Origin of the sequence: Paraburkholderia sp. ZP32-5 (assembly GCF_021390495.1) — a bacterium.
In the GTDB taxonomy this organism is placed as follows: Bacteria; Pseudomonadota; Gammaproteobacteria; order Burkholderiales; family Burkholderiaceae; genus Paraburkholderia.
Map to the genome: position 1 here is coordinate 1089532 of NZ_JAJEJP010000001.1, position 15395 is coordinate 1104926.

Below are 15395 nucleotides of genomic sequence, written 5' to 3' on the forward strand. Positions count from 1 at the left end.
CCCATCATGAGCAACAACACAACGCTTCCGCTCGACGGCATTCGCGTCGTCGAATTCACGCACATGGTCATGGGACCGACATGCGGGATGATCCTCGCCGACCTGGGCGCGGAGGTGATCAAGATCGAGCCACCCGGTGGCGACAAGACACGCAAGTTGCCGGGGCTCGGCATCGGCTTCTTCCGTTCGTTCAATCGCAACAAGAAGAGCGTCGTGCTCGATATCAATACGCACGAAGGACGGCAAGCGGCGATCGAACTGATCGGCACCTGTGACGTGATGCTGGAGAACTTCCGTCCCGGTTTGATGAACCAGCTCGGGCTCGATTACGACACGCTGTCCGCGCGTTATCCGCGTCTGATCTATGTGTCGCACAAGGGCTTTTTGCCGGGCCCCTATGAAAAGCGCCTCGCGCTCGATGAAGTGGTGCAGATGATGGGCGGTCTGTCGTATATGACCGGACCGGTCGGCCGTCCGTTGCGCGCGGGGACTTCGGTCAACGACATCATGGGCGGCATGTTCGGCGCGATCGGCGTGCTTGCGGCGTTGCGCGAGCGCGACGCGACCGGCCGCGGTCAGGAAGTGCAGAGCGCGCTGTTCGAGAACTGTGTGTTCCTGTCCGCGCAACACATGCAGCAATACGCGATGACGCGTGAAGCGCCGCCGCCGATGCCCGCGCGCGTATCGGCGTGGAGCGTCTACGACGTGTTCACGCTCGCCGACGGCGAGCAGCTTTTTATCGGCGCGGTGAGCGACAAGCAGTTCATCACGCTGTGCGACGTGCTGGAGCATCCCGAACTCGCCGATGAACCGCAATTCGCCAACAACGCGCTGCGCGTCGCGGTGCGTCCCGAGCTGCTCGCGCGGCTCGGTGAAATCCTCAAGGATCATCGTGCCGACGAACTCGCGCCCAGGCTCGAAGCAGCCGGCATTCCGTACGCGCCGATCGTGCGTCCCGATCAACTGCTCGACGATCCGCATCTGAAGGCCAGCGGCGGTCTCGCGCCGATGCAGACCGAAGACGGCAGCATGACCGAGGTGGTCCTGCTGCCGATCATGATGGGCGGCCGCCGCCCTGGCGTGCGCCAGGCACTGGCGCGTGTCGGCGAGCATACGCAGGAAGTGCTGTCGCGCCTCAAAAGCCGGGTGAACGCTTGAGTGCGTTCGGTATCGGCCGCGAATCAACGCGCTTGTTCTTATTCAGTCGATCGAGCGCGACGCGAGTCGCCGCGCTTTGATTGCGCAAACATCAATCGGCACTCCGCCGAACGCAACATGAACGACAGTTAACACCAAATAAGAGTGCCGTCGTATCAGACGAAGATCAGCCGAAATCATCAGGAGACAAGGATGCAACCCACCGTGATTGCGGACTCGCGTCCGCTCGCCTCGCCGACTATCGCAGTCGGCGTCACACCCGGCGCGGAGATTTCCGCGCGCATGGACCGGCTGCCGCTGGCTCGCCATTTATGGGTACTCGTGGCGCTGATCTCGCTAGGCGGCTTCTTCGAGATTTACGACCTGATTTTCACGGGCTATATCGCGCCCGGCATGGCGAAAAGCGGACTGCTGCAGACGACCACTCACGCGTTCTTCGGCTTCACCGGTATTGCGGGCTTCATCGCCGCGATCTTCGCGGGCCTGTTCGTGGGCACGTTCTGTCTGGGATGGCTGCCCGATCGTTACGGTCGCCGCGCGGTGTTCACGGTCTCGTTGCTGTGGTACTCGATCGGCTCGGCGATCATGGCACTGCAGACCACGCCAGAAGGCGTGATTTTCTGGCGCTTTATTGCCGGTATCGGTGTGGGCGTCGAGATCATCACGATCGACAGCTACGTGACCGAGTTGGTGCCGCAGCACATGCGCGGCCGCGCGATGGCGTTCAATCAGATGGTGATGTTCGCGGCGGCGCCCGTCGCGGCGATCCTGTCGTATTGGCTCGTGCCCGAGACGGTTTTCGGTCTCGATGGCTGGCGCATTGTCGTGCTGGCGGGCTCTGCCGGCGCGATCGTCGTCTGGTTCATTCGCCGCTCGGTGCCGGAGTCTCCTCGATGGCTCGCGGCGCATGGTCACGTGGATAAAGCCGACGAGATCGTGCGCAAGATCGAAGCGATCGTCGAGCGGCAATCGGGACGGCCGCTGCCGCCGCCGCTTCCGGTGATCGAACAACCGGCGCACCGGCGCGCGTCGTTTGCCGAGCTTCTGCAACCACCTTATCGTTCGCGCCTCATCATGCTGATCGCCTTCAACTTCTGCCAGGCGATCGGTTACTACGGCTTTGCGAACTGGGTGCCGACGCTGCTGATCGGGCAGGGGATCACGGTGACGAAGAGCCTGCTTTACTCGTTCGTGATTGCATTCGCGCTACCGGTCGGACCGGCGATCGCGATGCTGTTTGCCGACAGGATTCAGCGCAAGTATCTGATCGTCGGCGGGGCGTTTGCAGTGATTGTGTGCGGGCTCGCATTCGGGCAGACGAAATCGGCGGCGTTGCTCATCGTGCTCGGCGTATTGATCAGTTTCGCTGGGCAACTGATCTCCGTGTGCTATCACGCCTATCAGGCCGAGTTGTTTCCCACCGCGGTACGGTGTCGCGCGAATGGCATCGTCTATTCGGCGAGCCGAGTGGGAGCGATGATGTCGGGCTTTCTGATCGCGTTTCTGCTTCGCGACTTTGGCGTTGTTGGCGTGTTCATCGGTATTACCGCGACGATGCTGGTCGTCGCGATATCGATCGGTGTGTTCGGTCCTAAAACCAATGGCTTGCGGCTCGAAGAGATTAATCACTGAATGATGCCGCTGGCGGCATCGGTTGAATCCGCGCTCGAAAGCGGACATTGCCTGAAAACAGGCGATGTCCGCTTTTTGCTTTTTGCAGCGCCTGCGATGACGCGCATCTAAATGTTCATCACGAAAGTACTCGCGACACGGCTTTTCCGATCCTGTCTTTACGCCAATTTTACGAGAAGCATCGATCTTTTTTGGTGAATCCACACGGCATTCTCCCTACACTCTTCGAGCCTTCGGGGGCGAAGTGCGCCGGCCAAGCAATGGGCGGGCGCTTTGTTGACCGCCGACTACTCTCGTGCATTTCGGCATTCAATCAGGACAATTCGTGGACTATCAAAACGTGAAAAACAGGCTTATTGGCGCAGCAGCGTTGTCGCTCTTTGCAGTGACAGCTCATGCGCAGAGCAGCGTCACTCTTTATGGCTTGATCGATACAGGTATCGTCTATACGAACAACCAGGGCGGTCACAGCGCATGGCAGATGCAGAGCAGCATGCTGTCGAACGAAGTGTGGGGTCTGCGCGGCAGTGAAGATCTCGGCGGCGGTCTGCATGCGATCTTCCGCCTCGAAAGCGGCTTTAACATCCAGAACGGCCGCCAAACTTACGCGGGCACGATGTTCGGCCGCCAGGCGTATGTCGGCCTGCAAAGCGACCAATACGGCACGTTGATGCTCGGTCGCCAGTACGACGCGGTGGTCGACATGCTCGGGCCGATCGCGTTGGCGAATAACGGCGATGGTAATAACCTGGCCGCGCATCCGTTCGATAACGACAATATCGACGACTCGTTCTATATCAACAATTCGGTCAAGTATGTAAGCCCGACTTACAAGGGACTGCAGGCGGAAGCACAGTACGGCTTCAGCAATGCGGCCGGCGATTTCTCGAACAATCGCGCGTATAGCTTTGGCGTGAGTTACGCCAACGGTCCGATCAACCTGGCGGCTGCCTACCTGCAACTCAACAACGGCGGCCTGACTGCCGGCGGCGCGCTGACGAACAACGACTTCGTGAGCTTTCCGTCAGCGCGTCAGCGCGTAATGGGGGTAGGTGGAAACTACACGTTTGGCCCAGCGGTTGTCGGTCTGTTGTGGACGCGTTCGTTGTTCGACAACACGCAACCCGGTGCGAATTCGGTGATCCTGCAACCGTTCGACACGCTGCACTTCAATAACTATGAAGTCAACGCGCACTATGCGCTGACGCCTTCGATCTCGCTGGCCGGCGCCTACACGTTCACCGAAGGGTCTGTTAGCTCCGGTACAGGTTCGGTTAATCCGAAATGGCATCAGGTGACGTTGATGGCGGACTACTCGTTCAGCAAGCGCACGGATGTCTACCTGGAGGGCGTATATCAACACGCTTACGGTGCGGCCGGCTCCGCGTTCGAGGGTGCGTATATCAATGGCCTCGCGCAGTCGTCGACCGGTAATCAGGTTGCCGCGACCGTGGGGATTCGGACGCGGTTCTGATATTCGTGAATGCTGAGCTAGGTTAGAGACCTGGGTTGGCGTTGGCGCATCGGTTCGGGGCAGCCCGATTCGATGCGCCGTTTGCATTGCTCTGCCACATCGCTTCACACCACTCCAAACGCCCATTCCAAGGCCGCATTCTGTGCATGAAGCAGAAAGGCCTTCGCTGCGGCAACGCGGCAACTCGGGTGCTGCATCGCATCCGCCGATACCTCCTCGCCCCTTGATACCGGCGGACACGGGATGAATTCGGTGCCCGGTCGTCTCCGGTCCAGCACCGCGGCCGTAACTCTATAGCCTTCCAGTTCCGCCGGCGTGGCGTCGTCGGGCCAGCAGTCGGTCACGAGAATGTCGGTGTCGGTCAACTCACCCATGTCGATGCTGGTCGAGAAGCGTGGATAAGCTTTCGCCGCGGTCTTGACATGCCACTTCTGCGGATAAACCTGGACAACTGTTATCGGCAACGCCGCGCTTGCCTCAATCCACGACTGCAGAATGTTCGATTCGGGAGAAACAACACCCACCTTTATCCCATCGAGCTTGCGGTGTCGATGGAAGTAAAACGCCAGATCACCAATCGTTTCGCACGGGTGGTTGTGCCGTGTTCGCGCATTGATCACTGAGCCTTGGCTGACAGTTCGCGATGGTTGCCAATGCATTGAACGTTGGAAGGGAAGGCCGTTTCTTCGTCAAGCAGCAGCCGTGTTTCCGCGAAAAAATTACCAATAGTTTCAAAGACAACTAACCCAGTCCGTCACGAAGATGAAACACAACTGCCGTAAGTTCGCGAACTCTTACCAATCTTTCAAATCTTAAAATACCGTGAAAAAAACATTTCTAATTTCTGCGATTCTCGCAGCCGGTCTAAGTGCATGCGGGGGTAGCGACAGCAGCAATACTGCTGGTAACAATGGCGGTGGCAATGGCGGCAATGGCACGCCCGTAACGGACAGCAAGATCCCGACGCTTGCATTTACTGATCCGCAAAGCAGCTTCGATCTGAATAACTACACGCAGACGGCGATGTTCCCGCTGCAGGAAAACACGAGCGGTGCCAATCTGTTGAACGCAGAGGCGTCCGGTGTGACTTACGACAAGGATACGGATTCGCTGTTCGTTATCGGCGACGGCGCGACGTCGGTCGTGCAGGTTTCGAAGAGCGACGGCCACGTTATCGATTCGATGACGCTCAATGGTGGCGACTTCGAAGACACTGAAGGCATCACCTATGCCGGCGGCGGCAAGTTCGTTCTGGTGGAAGAACGCCTCCGTCAAGTCGATATGTTTACGTACGTTCCGAATGGAACCCTGAACAGGGCAGCGGTACAGTCCGTCAAACTGGGTACGACGGTGGGCAACGTCGGTATCGAGGGTGTGACTTTCGATACCAAAACGGGTGGCTATATCGCAGTACGCCAGTCGCAACCCACCAACATTTTCCAGGCGGCCATCAACTTCGCGGCCGGCACGGCGACGGCATCGGACGGCACGCCGATCCTGCCGTCGACGGACAATCCGCCGGTGATGTTCGATGCGGCTACGACGGGTCTTTCCGCATTCAATGACGTGTTCTCGGTGTCGAATATCGTATCGTCCACCGCGCCGGACTACGACAACGTCGTCATCATCGGCGCGCCGGATGGCCGGATCGTCAAGATGGATCGTGCAGGTAACCTGAAGAGCAACCTGTACATGAGCGCCACCGCGCAGAATGAAGGCGTGACGATGGCGCCGGACGGCACCATTTACGCGGTCGGCGAACAGGCTGCTGGCCCGAGCCTGCCGGGCCTGACCATCTTCAAGCCGACCACCGGCACGAGCAATGTCGGCATCGGCAGCAACCTGTACCTGAAGTTCGATCAGGCGGTGAAGGCGGGTTCCGGCAATATCGTTCTCAGCAACGGTGTGGACGATACGCGCACGATTTCGGTGGGCGACGCATCGCAGGTGACGTTCAGCGGTAACGTGATGAAGATTCATCCGAAGTTCTACCTGACCGCTAACACGACTTACCACATCACGTATCCGGCGGGCGCGATCAAGACGATAGCGGGCAACAATACCGTTGCCGTGTCCGACAATTCCACCTTCTCGTTCACGACGATCGGTACCGTCGATCACACCACGCCGACCTTGTCGAGCACGGCGCCGGTCGATGGCGCGACGGGTATCATCGGCAATCACATGACGCTGTCGTTCAGCAAGATCGTGCAACCGGGCTCGGGCAACATCGTGGTCAGCGACGGCTCCGATACGCGCAATATCTCGGTGAGCGACACGAGCCAGGTGAAATTCAACGGCGGTCGAGTGACCATCACGTTCGCGACGCCGTTGCAGAATAGCTCGCACTACACGATGCAAATGGCCGGCGGCGTTATCACCGACCTGTATGGCAATCCGTATGCGGGCACGACGCAGAGTTTCACGACCGCGGCGGCAGGTGCGCCCGCGCCGACCGTGTTGATCTCGGAAGTGAACTCGAACGCGGACGGCGGCCAGGACTTCTTCGAGATCTATAACTACGGCAGCGCGGCAATCGATCTGACGGGCTGGCGGTGGGGCGACAGCCACGCTGACGTCAACGACGCCAACAATGCCGCGGCATTCCCGGCCGGTACGAAGCTTGCGGCGGGTGAGCATCTGGTCATTGTGCCGGGTGTGCCGGGAACGGATGAAAATACGTTCCGCACGACGTGGGGTCTCCCTGGCTCGGTTCCGGTCATGGCGATGCTGGACATCAATAACGATGCCTCGAATCCGATCGGTCTGGGTAAGGGCGATGCGGTGATCGTCTATGACGCGAACGGTAACGTTGCGGCTGCAATGAACTACGGCACGCCGATCGCTGCAACGCAGGGCGACGGCACGACGGTTGCGATTCCGACGGCTTTGGGTACGGATGCAAGCCTCGTCGCTGCTGGAAACCACGCGGGTGCCGTCTTCGTCGGCGGCAATGCGAAGGCTTCCGCGGTGTGGGATACCGTTTCTCCGACCACGGCGCCGAACTATATCGAGGCAGTGGTTGGCGCGCTCAATGGCATTGCCGAACCGACCAGCTCCAAGTCGGTGGGTTCGCCTGGGGATTAATGTCCGCCGCTTTGCGGTGTAGGACGCAGGAGTATCGAGAAGAACCGCCCGGCTATGTCGGGCGGTTTTTTATTTGCTCATTGCTTCGTGATGTGCGTGCGCGGTGGAGGAAATGCGTGGTCGCGGTTCACACGGGCTACTGTTTGGAAGGCTCGATCGTGAAGCGCTCGCCGCACGCAAGCAATTCACCCACGCCCGGCTCAAAACCGCGCGTCGCCGGCACACAGCGACGCGCCACCATCTAGTTAAAAGAACCCCAACGCCTGCGCCTGATAACTCACCAGCAGACACTTCGTCTGCTGATAATTCGACAACGCCATCTTGTGCGTTTCGCGCCCGATACCCGACTGCTTATACCCACCAAACGCCGCGTGCGCCGGATACAGGTGATAGCAATTGGTCCATACGCGTCCCGCCTCGATTTCGCGTCCCATCTTGTAGGCGCGAGTCCCGTCGCGCGTCCACACACCGGCGCCGAGACCATAGAACGTATCGTTCGCGAGTTCGATAGCCTGCTGCTCGTCCTTGAATGTCATCACCGACGCAACCGGTCCGAAGATTTCCTCCTGGAACACGCGCATATCGTTCTTGCCGAATAGCATCGTCGGCTTCACGTAGAAGCCCGTGCCGAGATCGGCCGCCGGCGTTGCGCGCCCGCCACCGGTCAGACACTGCGCTCCCTCATCGCGACCGATGTCGATATACGACAGGATCTTGTCCAGTTGCTGTTGCGACGCCTGCGCACCGATCATCGTTTCCAGATTCAGCGGATGGCCAGCCTTGATGCGCTCCACGCGCGCAATCGCCTTCTCGATGAAGCGCTCATAAATGGACTCCTGCACCAGCACCCGCGACGGACACGTGCAGACCTCGCCCTGATTCAGCGCGAACATCGCGAGACCTTCGAGGGCTTTGTCGAGGAACGCATCGTCGCGATCGATCACGTCGGCGAAGAAGATATTCGGGCTCTTGCCGCCGAGTTCGACCGTCGACGGAATCAGGTTGTCCGCCGCCGCGTGCAGGATGCGCTTGCCGACCGGCGTCGAACCCGTGAACGCGATCTTCGCGATCCGCTTGTTGGTCGCGAGCGCTTCGCCCGCTTCCTTGCCGAAGCCACTGACGATATTGATGACCCCCGCGGGAAACAGATCGCCGATCAGTTCCATCAGCACGAGCACCGAAGCCGGCGTCTGTTCCGCGGGCTTCATCACGACGCAGCAGCCGGCCGCGAGCGCGGGCGCGAGTTTCCACGCGGCCATCAGCAGCGGGAAATTCCACGGGATGATCTGGCCGACCACGCCAAGCGGCTCGTGAAAATGGTAGGCGACCGTGTCATCGTCGATCTCGGAGATCGCGCCTTCCTGGGCCCGGATGCAACCGGCGAAATAGCGGAAATGGTCGACGGCGAGCGGCAAATCCGCAGCCATCGTTTCGCGCAGCGGCTTGCCGTTATCGATCGTCTCCGCAACTGCCAGCAGCTTCAGATTCTTTTCCATCCGCTCGGCCACCGCGAGCAGCAGGTTCGCGCGCTCGGCCACTGGCGTCTTGCTCCATTTGCGGCGTGCCGCGTGCGCCGCGTCGACAGCGAGATCGATATCGGCGGCATTCGAGCGGGGCACGCGGCAAAACGGCTGCCCGTTAATCGGCGACACGTTGTCGAAATAGTCGCCGCCAACCGGCGGCACCCATTTGCCGCCGATGTAGTTGTCGTAACTCTGCCGATACGGATATTCGATGTCGAGGCCAAGGGCTTTCAGGTCGAATGGATTCATTACGTGTCTCCGGGTTGTGATCGTTACGGGGTGGCTGCGCCGGGACGACATAAGGCACGAACCGTACCAATGCGGCGAAGCACGAGATTTCGCGGGCCTGCCGAAAACCGCGCATGCCGCGGTGTTCCGTTTCGAAACAGTCGCGTGGATGCGGGTGTACCGAAACGTGGCAGAGCAGATCGATCTTCGCTCGCAGCAGAGCCGCCGCGCCCGGCTGGGACAGCCGCGCGCCGGAAGCGGCGTCGATCAAACGGAGTATCCTGTTGTCACGCATCGAAGCGTCCGGCACGATCCGGACCCATCCCGGAGGAGACAATGCGCGATGACGTTCATCCGGTCAGCCTCACGGCGGCTAACCAGGCCACTGTGCTGGCCGCGTCGGCCATTCAGAAATCACACGAACGCTCCGAGACATTCGGGCTGAGCGCAACGATCCAGCCGGAGTACGACATCCTCTCCTCGGCGGGTCTCGCGCTGAAGCGCGAACAGAACCAGGTGCTGTGCGCGCATGCGATGCCGGTCATGGAGACATTGCACGAGCAGATCGTCAACACGCAAAGCATGATCGTGCTGACCGATGCCGAAGGCCTGATCCTGCATTCGATCGGCGACGACGACTTCCTGCATCGCGCGGAAAAAGTGGCGCTGCGGCCAGGCGCGAACTGGGCCGAGGATCGTCAGGGCACCAATGCTATCGGCACGTCGCTCGCCGAAGGCTGCGCGATGGTCGTACATGGCGATCAGCACTATCTGGCGGCGAACCGTTTCCTGACCTGTTCGAGCGTGCCGATTCTCGACCCCTATGGCGATCTGATCGGCGCGCTCGACGTGACGGGCGACTATCGCGGCTATCACCAGCACACGATGGCGCTCGCGAAGATGTCGGTGCAGATGATCGAGAATCATCTGTTCTCGACCGCGTTTCGCGACGTGCTGCAAGTGTCTTTTCACGGGCGCCCCGAGTTCATCGGCACGTTGATGGAAGGGATCATTGCGTTCACCGACGATGGCCGTTTTCTGTCCGCGAATCGAAGCGCGCAATTTCAGTTCGGCATGTCGCTCGCGACGCTGCGCACGCATACGCTCGCGTCGCTGTTTCAGATCACCTACGCGCAACTGATCGAGCGTCTGACGCATGGCGCGGCGCCTTATCTGATGCTGAATCTGCACAACGGCGCGGTCGTTTGCGCGCGCGGGCAGTTGAGACGCGCTACGTTCGCGCAAGGAAGCGGGCCGCTCGACGCACAGGGAGCCGCCGCGCAGCCGATGCGCGCGAATGCGTCTCAACCGGTCGCGCAAGCGTCGCGGCTCAGCGATCTCGATACCGGCGATGCGCGCGTGGCCGCGCTGATCGCGAAAGTCCGCAAGGTACTCGGCAAGGACATTCCGATTCTGATTACCGGCGAGACTGGCACCGGCAAGGAATTACTCGCGCGAGCGATTCACAACGACTCGCCGCGCCGCGATGGGCCGTTCGTCGCGGTCAACTGCGCGTCGATTCCGGAGACGCTGATCGAATGCGAACTGTTCGGCTATGAAGAGGGCGCGTTCACCGGCGCGCGGCGCAAGGGCTCGATTGGCAAGCTGATGCAGGCGAACGGCGGCACGCTGTTTCTCGACGAAATCGGCGACATGCCGTATCCGCTGCAAATGCGGCTGCTGCGTGTGCTGCAGGAGCGGCTCGTGACGCCGCTCGGATCGATACGAGCGGTTGCCGTCGATGTCGCGATCATCTGCGCGACGCACCGTAATCTGCGCGAGATGATCGCGCAGAACGAGTTTCGCGAGGATCTGTACTACCGGATCAATGGGCTCGCGATCCGTTTGCCGGCATTGCGCGAGCGTAGCGATCTTGCGGTCGTGGTCGAGAAGATGTTGCAGCGCGAATCGCAACAGAGTGCCGCGCGGCAGGCGCTTAGCGTCGCGCCGGATGTGATGGCGATGTTCGAGCGGTATGCGTGGCCTGGTAATTTCCGGCAGTTGGCGAATTTGCTGCGGACCGCGGCGGCGATGGTGGATGACGATGGGCAGATCCGGCGCGAGCATCTGGCGGATGATTTTCTGGAGGACGTGGGCGCGGTTTGGAGTGAGGGTGGTGTTGCGTCGCGCGTTCTGGTTGCGGACTCACGTACCGCGGGCGACGCATCGGTGCCCGATGGCGCACGGTTGCAGGATGTCGCCGCTTCAATGGTCGCGATGACGCTGGCTCGCTATGGCGGCAATGTGTCGGCGGCGGCGCGCGCGTTGGGGGTGTCGCGCAATACGATCTATCGCAGGATGGCGGCGCAGCAGGGCAAGTGATCGGCTGTGTGTATCAGCTGATCGTTTGAGGCGGTCTGTGAGCTTCACCGGTCTTTCGCGTGCGCCGCCAGCAATTCCCGATGCCGTGCCTCCGTCTCGTCATCGACGGGGAACATGCATTCGAGCCGCAGTTCCTGGGCCGCGACGTTCTGCGGCGCGGCGACGGTCGTGACCATCGAGAAATAGCGCAGCACGACTCCGTTGCTAACGAAACTTAATGGAATGACCGGCATCGTCGTTGCAGCGGAAGGGCCATGATGTGTCTTCCAGTCGAGCGGCACATCGGGATACGCAAGCAGTTCGTCGAGCAAACGCCGCGTGCCGGCATCGACGATATGACCCACCGATTCGCGATACACGCGTTGCAACAGACTTCGCGACACGCTGTCCCAATCAGCCACGAATGGTCGCATTCCTTGCGGATCGAAGATCAGATGCAGCATGTTGCGCGGACCTTCGCGCGAGGCCATGTCGAAGAAGCAATCGAAGAAGCGTGGCGCCGCATCGTTGGTCATCAGAACGTTCCAGTGGCGGTCCATCACGATTGCGGGAAACGGCTCGTGCTGACGAACGACCCGTTCGAGCGCGCGGATCACACTCTGCATTTCGTGCGCGTTCCACGCTGGTTCTGCATACACCGGCGCATAGCCTGCCGCGAGCAGCAGCGCGTTGCGTTCGCGCAGCGGCACGTCGAGCGTTTGCGCGAGTATCAGCAGCGTGTCCCGGCCCGGCACGCTGCGCCCGCTTTCGATGAAGCTGATCTGCCGCTGCGAGATGCCGGCCTCGAGCGACAGATCGAGCTGACTCACGCCACGCACATCACGCCAATAGCGCAGCAAGTCGCCGAGATCGCTCGGTGGTGGTGCTTTCGGATTGGGACTGACGGCGTTCATCGGATTTCCCTAACGTGGGTGAATGACTGCAGGTGGTTTAGCGTGCGGGTGCGTGCCAGGCAAACTCTTCGAATTGCGCTTCGAGCGGCGGCTTGGTGACACTGCTCGTGTAGTTCGTAATCGCCGATGCGGCGACCACCGCAATGACCTCGAGTATCTGCTCATTGTTGAACCCGGCTTCCAGGAAGCGATTGTGATCCGATTCGTGGATGCGGCCGCGTTTTTCTATCAGCGTGCGAGCCAACACGGATAGTGCGGCCAGTTTGTGGTCGCTGGGCAATTTGCCCTGCCGGATCGCATCGACATCGGCCGCTGCGATGCCTGCCTGCAACGCAAGCGCGGTGTGAAACGCGGCGGGCCATTCGCTGGCGTTCGTGACTGCGTTCGTTAGCAGGAGCGTCTGAATCTGCGGCTCGCTCAGACTGCTCGCATGCACGCGCTCGAACAACCCGATGAAGCCGTTGATCAGCACCGGCGATGCGGCCATCTTCGCGGCGATGTTCGGGATCATGCCGAATGTCTGCTGCAGTTGCTGGAGCACCGGGCGCGATTGCTCGGGAGCGGATTCGAGCGTGTGAACGGGGTAGCTGGACATGGTATCTCTCCGACGGTGAGCGCCACCGGAATGGTGGCGCAACAGACGAAGAGTAGAAGCCGGAGGGCGGGGCGCCAATTACATGGGATGTAATCGCGGCTGGGACAGATAGGCGATGGTGCGTGGTCTATTCAGAGTCGTCGGAATACAGCCCGATATATATTTCCCAACCCCCCTCACGCCGCCTCAGGCTCAAACGGAAACTGCTCGATGTCGCCATCGCGAGCGACCACCACCGTACTTTCCGGGATCTCCTGCCACCATCCCGGCAAATCGGCGAGCGGCTCCGACAGCACCAGAAACGCATCCGGCCCGGCCATCGCGATACGCGGGTCGTCCGGATACAACTCGTGAAGATGACGGAACGACGTGTTGTGAAACAGCGAACGTGACTGCCGTTCGCTCGAATAGCGCGCCGCGACGATCTGTTCGCCGTCGGTCGCGCACACGGTCATGTTCAGCGGTTCCTCCACGCCGTGGCGGCGGCCGGTCTCTTCGACGAACGCGACCATTCGTTTCAGCGCGGTGACGGGCGCCAGTTCGAGACCGAACGTCAGCGCGAGAAAGAACAGCACTTCAGAATCCGTCGATCCCTCGATCGACGGGAACAGTTCGGGAGCAATCGCGACCATCAGATCGCGACGCACCACCGGATAGTTGCGCACGAGACCGTTGTGCGCAAACAGCCATCTACCGTGGCGAAACGGATGACAGTTGGTTTCCTGCGATGGGGTATCGGTCGCCGCGCGAATGTGCGCGACGAACAGCGGTGCGTGGATCGCACGCGCCGCTTCACGCAGATTGCGATCGCTCCACGCCGGTTGAATGCAGCGGTAGCGAAACGGGATGTCGGTCCGGTGTCCGTACCAGCCGATTCCGAAGCCGTCGCCGTTGGTGGTCGTGTGGCCGAGCCGCGAGTGCAGGCTCTGGTCGATCAGCGAATGCTTCGCGTTGAACAGCACCGTTTCGAGTTGAAGCGGGTTGCCGGAATAAGCGAGCCAGCGGCACATGGGATATCTCCTGTCGAATACGCAGCTGTTGGGCGACGGGTTGCTGCATTGCGATCGGGTATCGGCTGGCATGCCGCGAGCCCGGGATGCGCTCCAACGGGCGACATCAGTTCCCAATGATAGGCAGAGAGGCGGGGAATGCAAAGGAAGGGGGACGCGCGCCAGCCGAAGCATGGAAACCGTCCGGCGTGGCGCTAATTAGATGAGACGAAATGGCAGCGGATTGCGCCCGCCGCGGCTATCGCCAGGTGCGCCTACCACCGGATGCGCACGCCGCCGATTCCGCCCACGTCATGCTGGGTGTCGCCGCCAAGCTTCGTTACGTAGCTGACGGGCAGATATGTGGCCACGTGCTTTGACCACTTATTTAATTTCGCTGGATCTTCTCCCACGCACCCGATTGCGCCGAGCGGAATACCGCATCGATCACTCGCATATTTGCGCGCGCATCTTCTAATGAAATAGCCTGCGTGCTGCCACTCAGTATCGCTTCTGCAAACGTAGCAGCCGCAACGCCATATTGATCGCACACCGGCAATTCGAGCCAGCGATCGGTCGCGATACCATCGGCTGTGTGTTCACTCAATAGCAGGCGCGCCGGTCGATCGGTTGGTGCATTGAATGGAATCTCGACTTCGAGTCTGCCCTTGGTGCCGTGAAATTGCATCCGTTGATACGGATAGGTCTGGGTCGAATAAAAGAAGCTTGCCTGAACACCGTCGAAGTCCATCAGCACGGAGCCGAGCCGATCCACTTTGAACGTCGGGTCTTCCTCGATCATCGCGACCACTCGCGATGGTTCACGCCCGATAGTGAAGCGCGAGGTCGTGATCGGGTAGCAGCCGATATCGAGCAGGCCACCACCACCCAGCTCTTTCTTGTTGCGAATATTCTGTGCGTTCGTGTTGTGATAGGTGAAGCCGCCGGTGACCGCGCGCAATTCGCCAATCGCACCTTCGCCGATCAATGTTCTCACTTGCAACCATTGCGGATGCGTGCGGACCATGAAGGCTTCCTGGATATACCGTCCTGTTTTGTCGCGCGCGGCGATCAGTCGTTCGACCTGTTGCTCGTCGAGGCCAATCGGTTTTTCACACAGCACGTGCTTGCCCGCTTCGACGGAACGGATCGTCCATTCCACGTGCAGATGATTGGGCAGCGGAATATAGACGGCGTCGATTTCCGGATCCGCGAGGAGCGCTTCGTAACTGTCGTAGGCGACAGCCAGACCATATTTGGTAGCGGCTTCCCGCGCCTTGTCCGGAGAGCGCGACGCGATGCCCTTCACTCGACACTTCGGCGCGTTGTGCATGGGCACGACGACCTTGTCGTTGATCTTTGCCGCGCCCAGAATTCCCCACACAATTTGATCCGTTGCCATCACAGTCCCTTTTTCGATTGAATGTCCCGCGCGTCCGGCCGGCTGAACCTGCATGTGACGCGGCAGGTTTGCGAACGGCATGAAGCGCCCGA

At 60.4% G+C, this 15395-nt stretch carries 11 protein-coding genes; 5 read left to right on the forward strand and 6 right to left on the reverse strand.

Annotation, left to right across the window (positions count from 1 at the left end; translation table 11 throughout):
• Positions 1–6 precede the first annotated feature (6 nt).
• From L0U82_RS04625 to L0U82_RS04635, 3 genes are all read left to right on the forward strand, one after another.
• Complete coding sequence (locus L0U82_RS04625; RefSeq protein WP_233828811.1) at positions 7–1158, forward strand: CaiB/BaiF CoA transferase family protein; 1152 nt, start codon at positions 7–9, stop codon at positions 1156–1158.
• A 192-nt stretch (positions 1159–1350) separates the two neighbouring features.
• Positions 1351–2790, forward strand: coding sequence for an MFS transporter (locus tag L0U82_RS04630; RefSeq protein ID WP_233828813.1), 1440 nt, complete (start codon positions 1351–1353; stop codon positions 2788–2790).
• Between the two features lie 340 nt (positions 2791–3130).
• Positions 3131–4264: a porin gene (locus L0U82_RS04635; RefSeq protein WP_233828815.1), complete on the forward strand. Its 1134-nt coding sequence runs from the start codon at positions 3131–3133 to the stop codon at positions 4262–4264.
• A gap of 104 nt (positions 4265–4368) precedes the next feature.
• Here the strand turns inward: L0U82_RS04635 and L0U82_RS04640 are convergent, their stop codons facing one another.
• Positions 4369–4884 carry a hypothetical protein gene (locus L0U82_RS04640; protein WP_233828816.1) on the reverse strand — a complete coding sequence of 172 codons (516 nt, stop codon included), beginning with the start codon at positions 4882–4884 and terminating at the stop codon, positions 4369–4371.
• 202 nt (positions 4885–5086) lie between these two features.
• Here L0U82_RS04640 and L0U82_RS04645 point away from each other — a divergent pair, with 202 nt between their 5' ends.
• Positions 5087–7351, forward strand: a complete 2265-nt coding sequence (locus tag L0U82_RS04645) for an SdiA-regulated domain-containing protein (RefSeq protein ID WP_233828817.1) — start codon at positions 5087–5089, stop codon at positions 7349–7351.
• Between the two features lie 245 nt (positions 7352–7596).
• Here L0U82_RS04645 and L0U82_RS04650 read toward each other — a convergent pair whose 3' ends face one another.
• On the reverse strand, positions 7597–9123 hold the full coding sequence (locus L0U82_RS04650; protein ID WP_233828818.1) for an aldehyde dehydrogenase family protein: 1527 nt from the start codon (positions 9121–9123) through the stop codon (positions 7597–7599).
• A 315-nt stretch (positions 9124–9438) separates the two neighbouring features.
• Between L0U82_RS04650 and L0U82_RS04655 the strand changes: the two genes are divergently transcribed.
• A complete protein-coding gene (locus L0U82_RS04655; RefSeq protein WP_233828819.1) occupies positions 9439–11424 on the forward strand; it encodes a sigma-54-dependent Fis family transcriptional regulator in 1986 nt (661 codons plus the stop codon).
• 44 nt (positions 11425–11468) lie between these two features.
• Here the strand turns inward: L0U82_RS04655 and L0U82_RS04660 are convergent, their stop codons facing one another.
• The 4 genes from L0U82_RS04660 to L0U82_RS04675 all read right to left on the reverse strand — a co-directional run bounded on the left by L0U82_RS04660 (position 11469) and on the right by L0U82_RS04675 (position 15303).
• Entirely contained in the window at positions 11469–12317 is an 849-nt protein-coding gene (locus L0U82_RS04660) for a helix-turn-helix domain-containing protein (protein WP_233828820.1), read from the reverse strand.
• A gap of 37 nt (positions 12318–12354) precedes the next feature.
• The gene (locus tag L0U82_RS04665; RefSeq protein WP_233828821.1) at positions 12355–12912 is read right to left on the reverse strand and encodes a carboxymuconolactone decarboxylase family protein; all 558 of its coding nucleotides are present in this window, start codon (positions 12910–12912) and stop codon (positions 12355–12357) included.
• A 176-nt stretch (positions 12913–13088) separates the two neighbouring features.
• Positions 13089–13922: a class II glutamine amidotransferase gene (locus L0U82_RS04670; protein WP_233828823.1), complete on the reverse strand. Its 834-nt coding sequence runs from the start codon at positions 13920–13922 to the stop codon at positions 13089–13091.
• Positions 13923–14289: 367 nt separating this feature from the next.
• A complete protein-coding gene (locus tag L0U82_RS04675; RefSeq protein ID WP_233828825.1) occupies positions 14290–15303 on the reverse strand; it encodes a Gfo/Idh/MocA family protein in 1014 nt (337 codons plus the stop codon).
• Positions 15304–15395 lie beyond the last annotated feature (92 nt).

What these genes read in the sequence shown, in the direction of transcription:
- L0U82_RS04625 (WP_233828811.1), top strand. Translation starts at nt 7, where the DNA reads ATGAGCAACAACACAACGCTTCCGCTCGACGGCATTCGCGTCGTCGAA.
- L0U82_RS04630 (WP_233828813.1), top strand. Translation starts at nt 1,351, where the DNA reads ATGCAACCCACCGTGATTGCGGACTCGCGTCCGCTCGCCTCGCCGACT.
- L0U82_RS04650 (WP_233828818.1), bottom strand. Translation starts at nt 9,123, where the DNA reads ATGAATCCATTCGACCTGAAAGCCCTTGGCCTCGACATCGAATATCCG.
- L0U82_RS04655 (WP_233828819.1), top strand. Translation starts at nt 9,439, where the DNA reads ATGCGCGATGACGTTCATCCGGTCAGCCTCACGGCGGCTAACCAGGCC.
- L0U82_RS04660 (WP_233828820.1), bottom strand. Translation starts at nt 12,317, where the DNA reads ATGAACGCCGTCAGTCCCAATCCGAAAGCACCACCACCGAGCGATCTC.
- L0U82_RS04665 (WP_233828821.1), bottom strand. Translation starts at nt 12,912, where the DNA reads ATGTCCAGCTACCCCGTTCACACGCTCGAATCCGCTCCCGAGCAATCG.
- L0U82_RS04670 (WP_233828823.1), bottom strand. Translation starts at nt 13,922, where the DNA reads ATGTGCCGCTGGCTCGCTTATTCCGGCAACCCGCTTCAACTCGAAACG.
- L0U82_RS04675 (WP_233828825.1), bottom strand. Translation starts at nt 15,303, where the DNA reads ATGGCAACGGATCAAATTGTGTGGGGAATTCTGGGCGCGGCAAAGATC.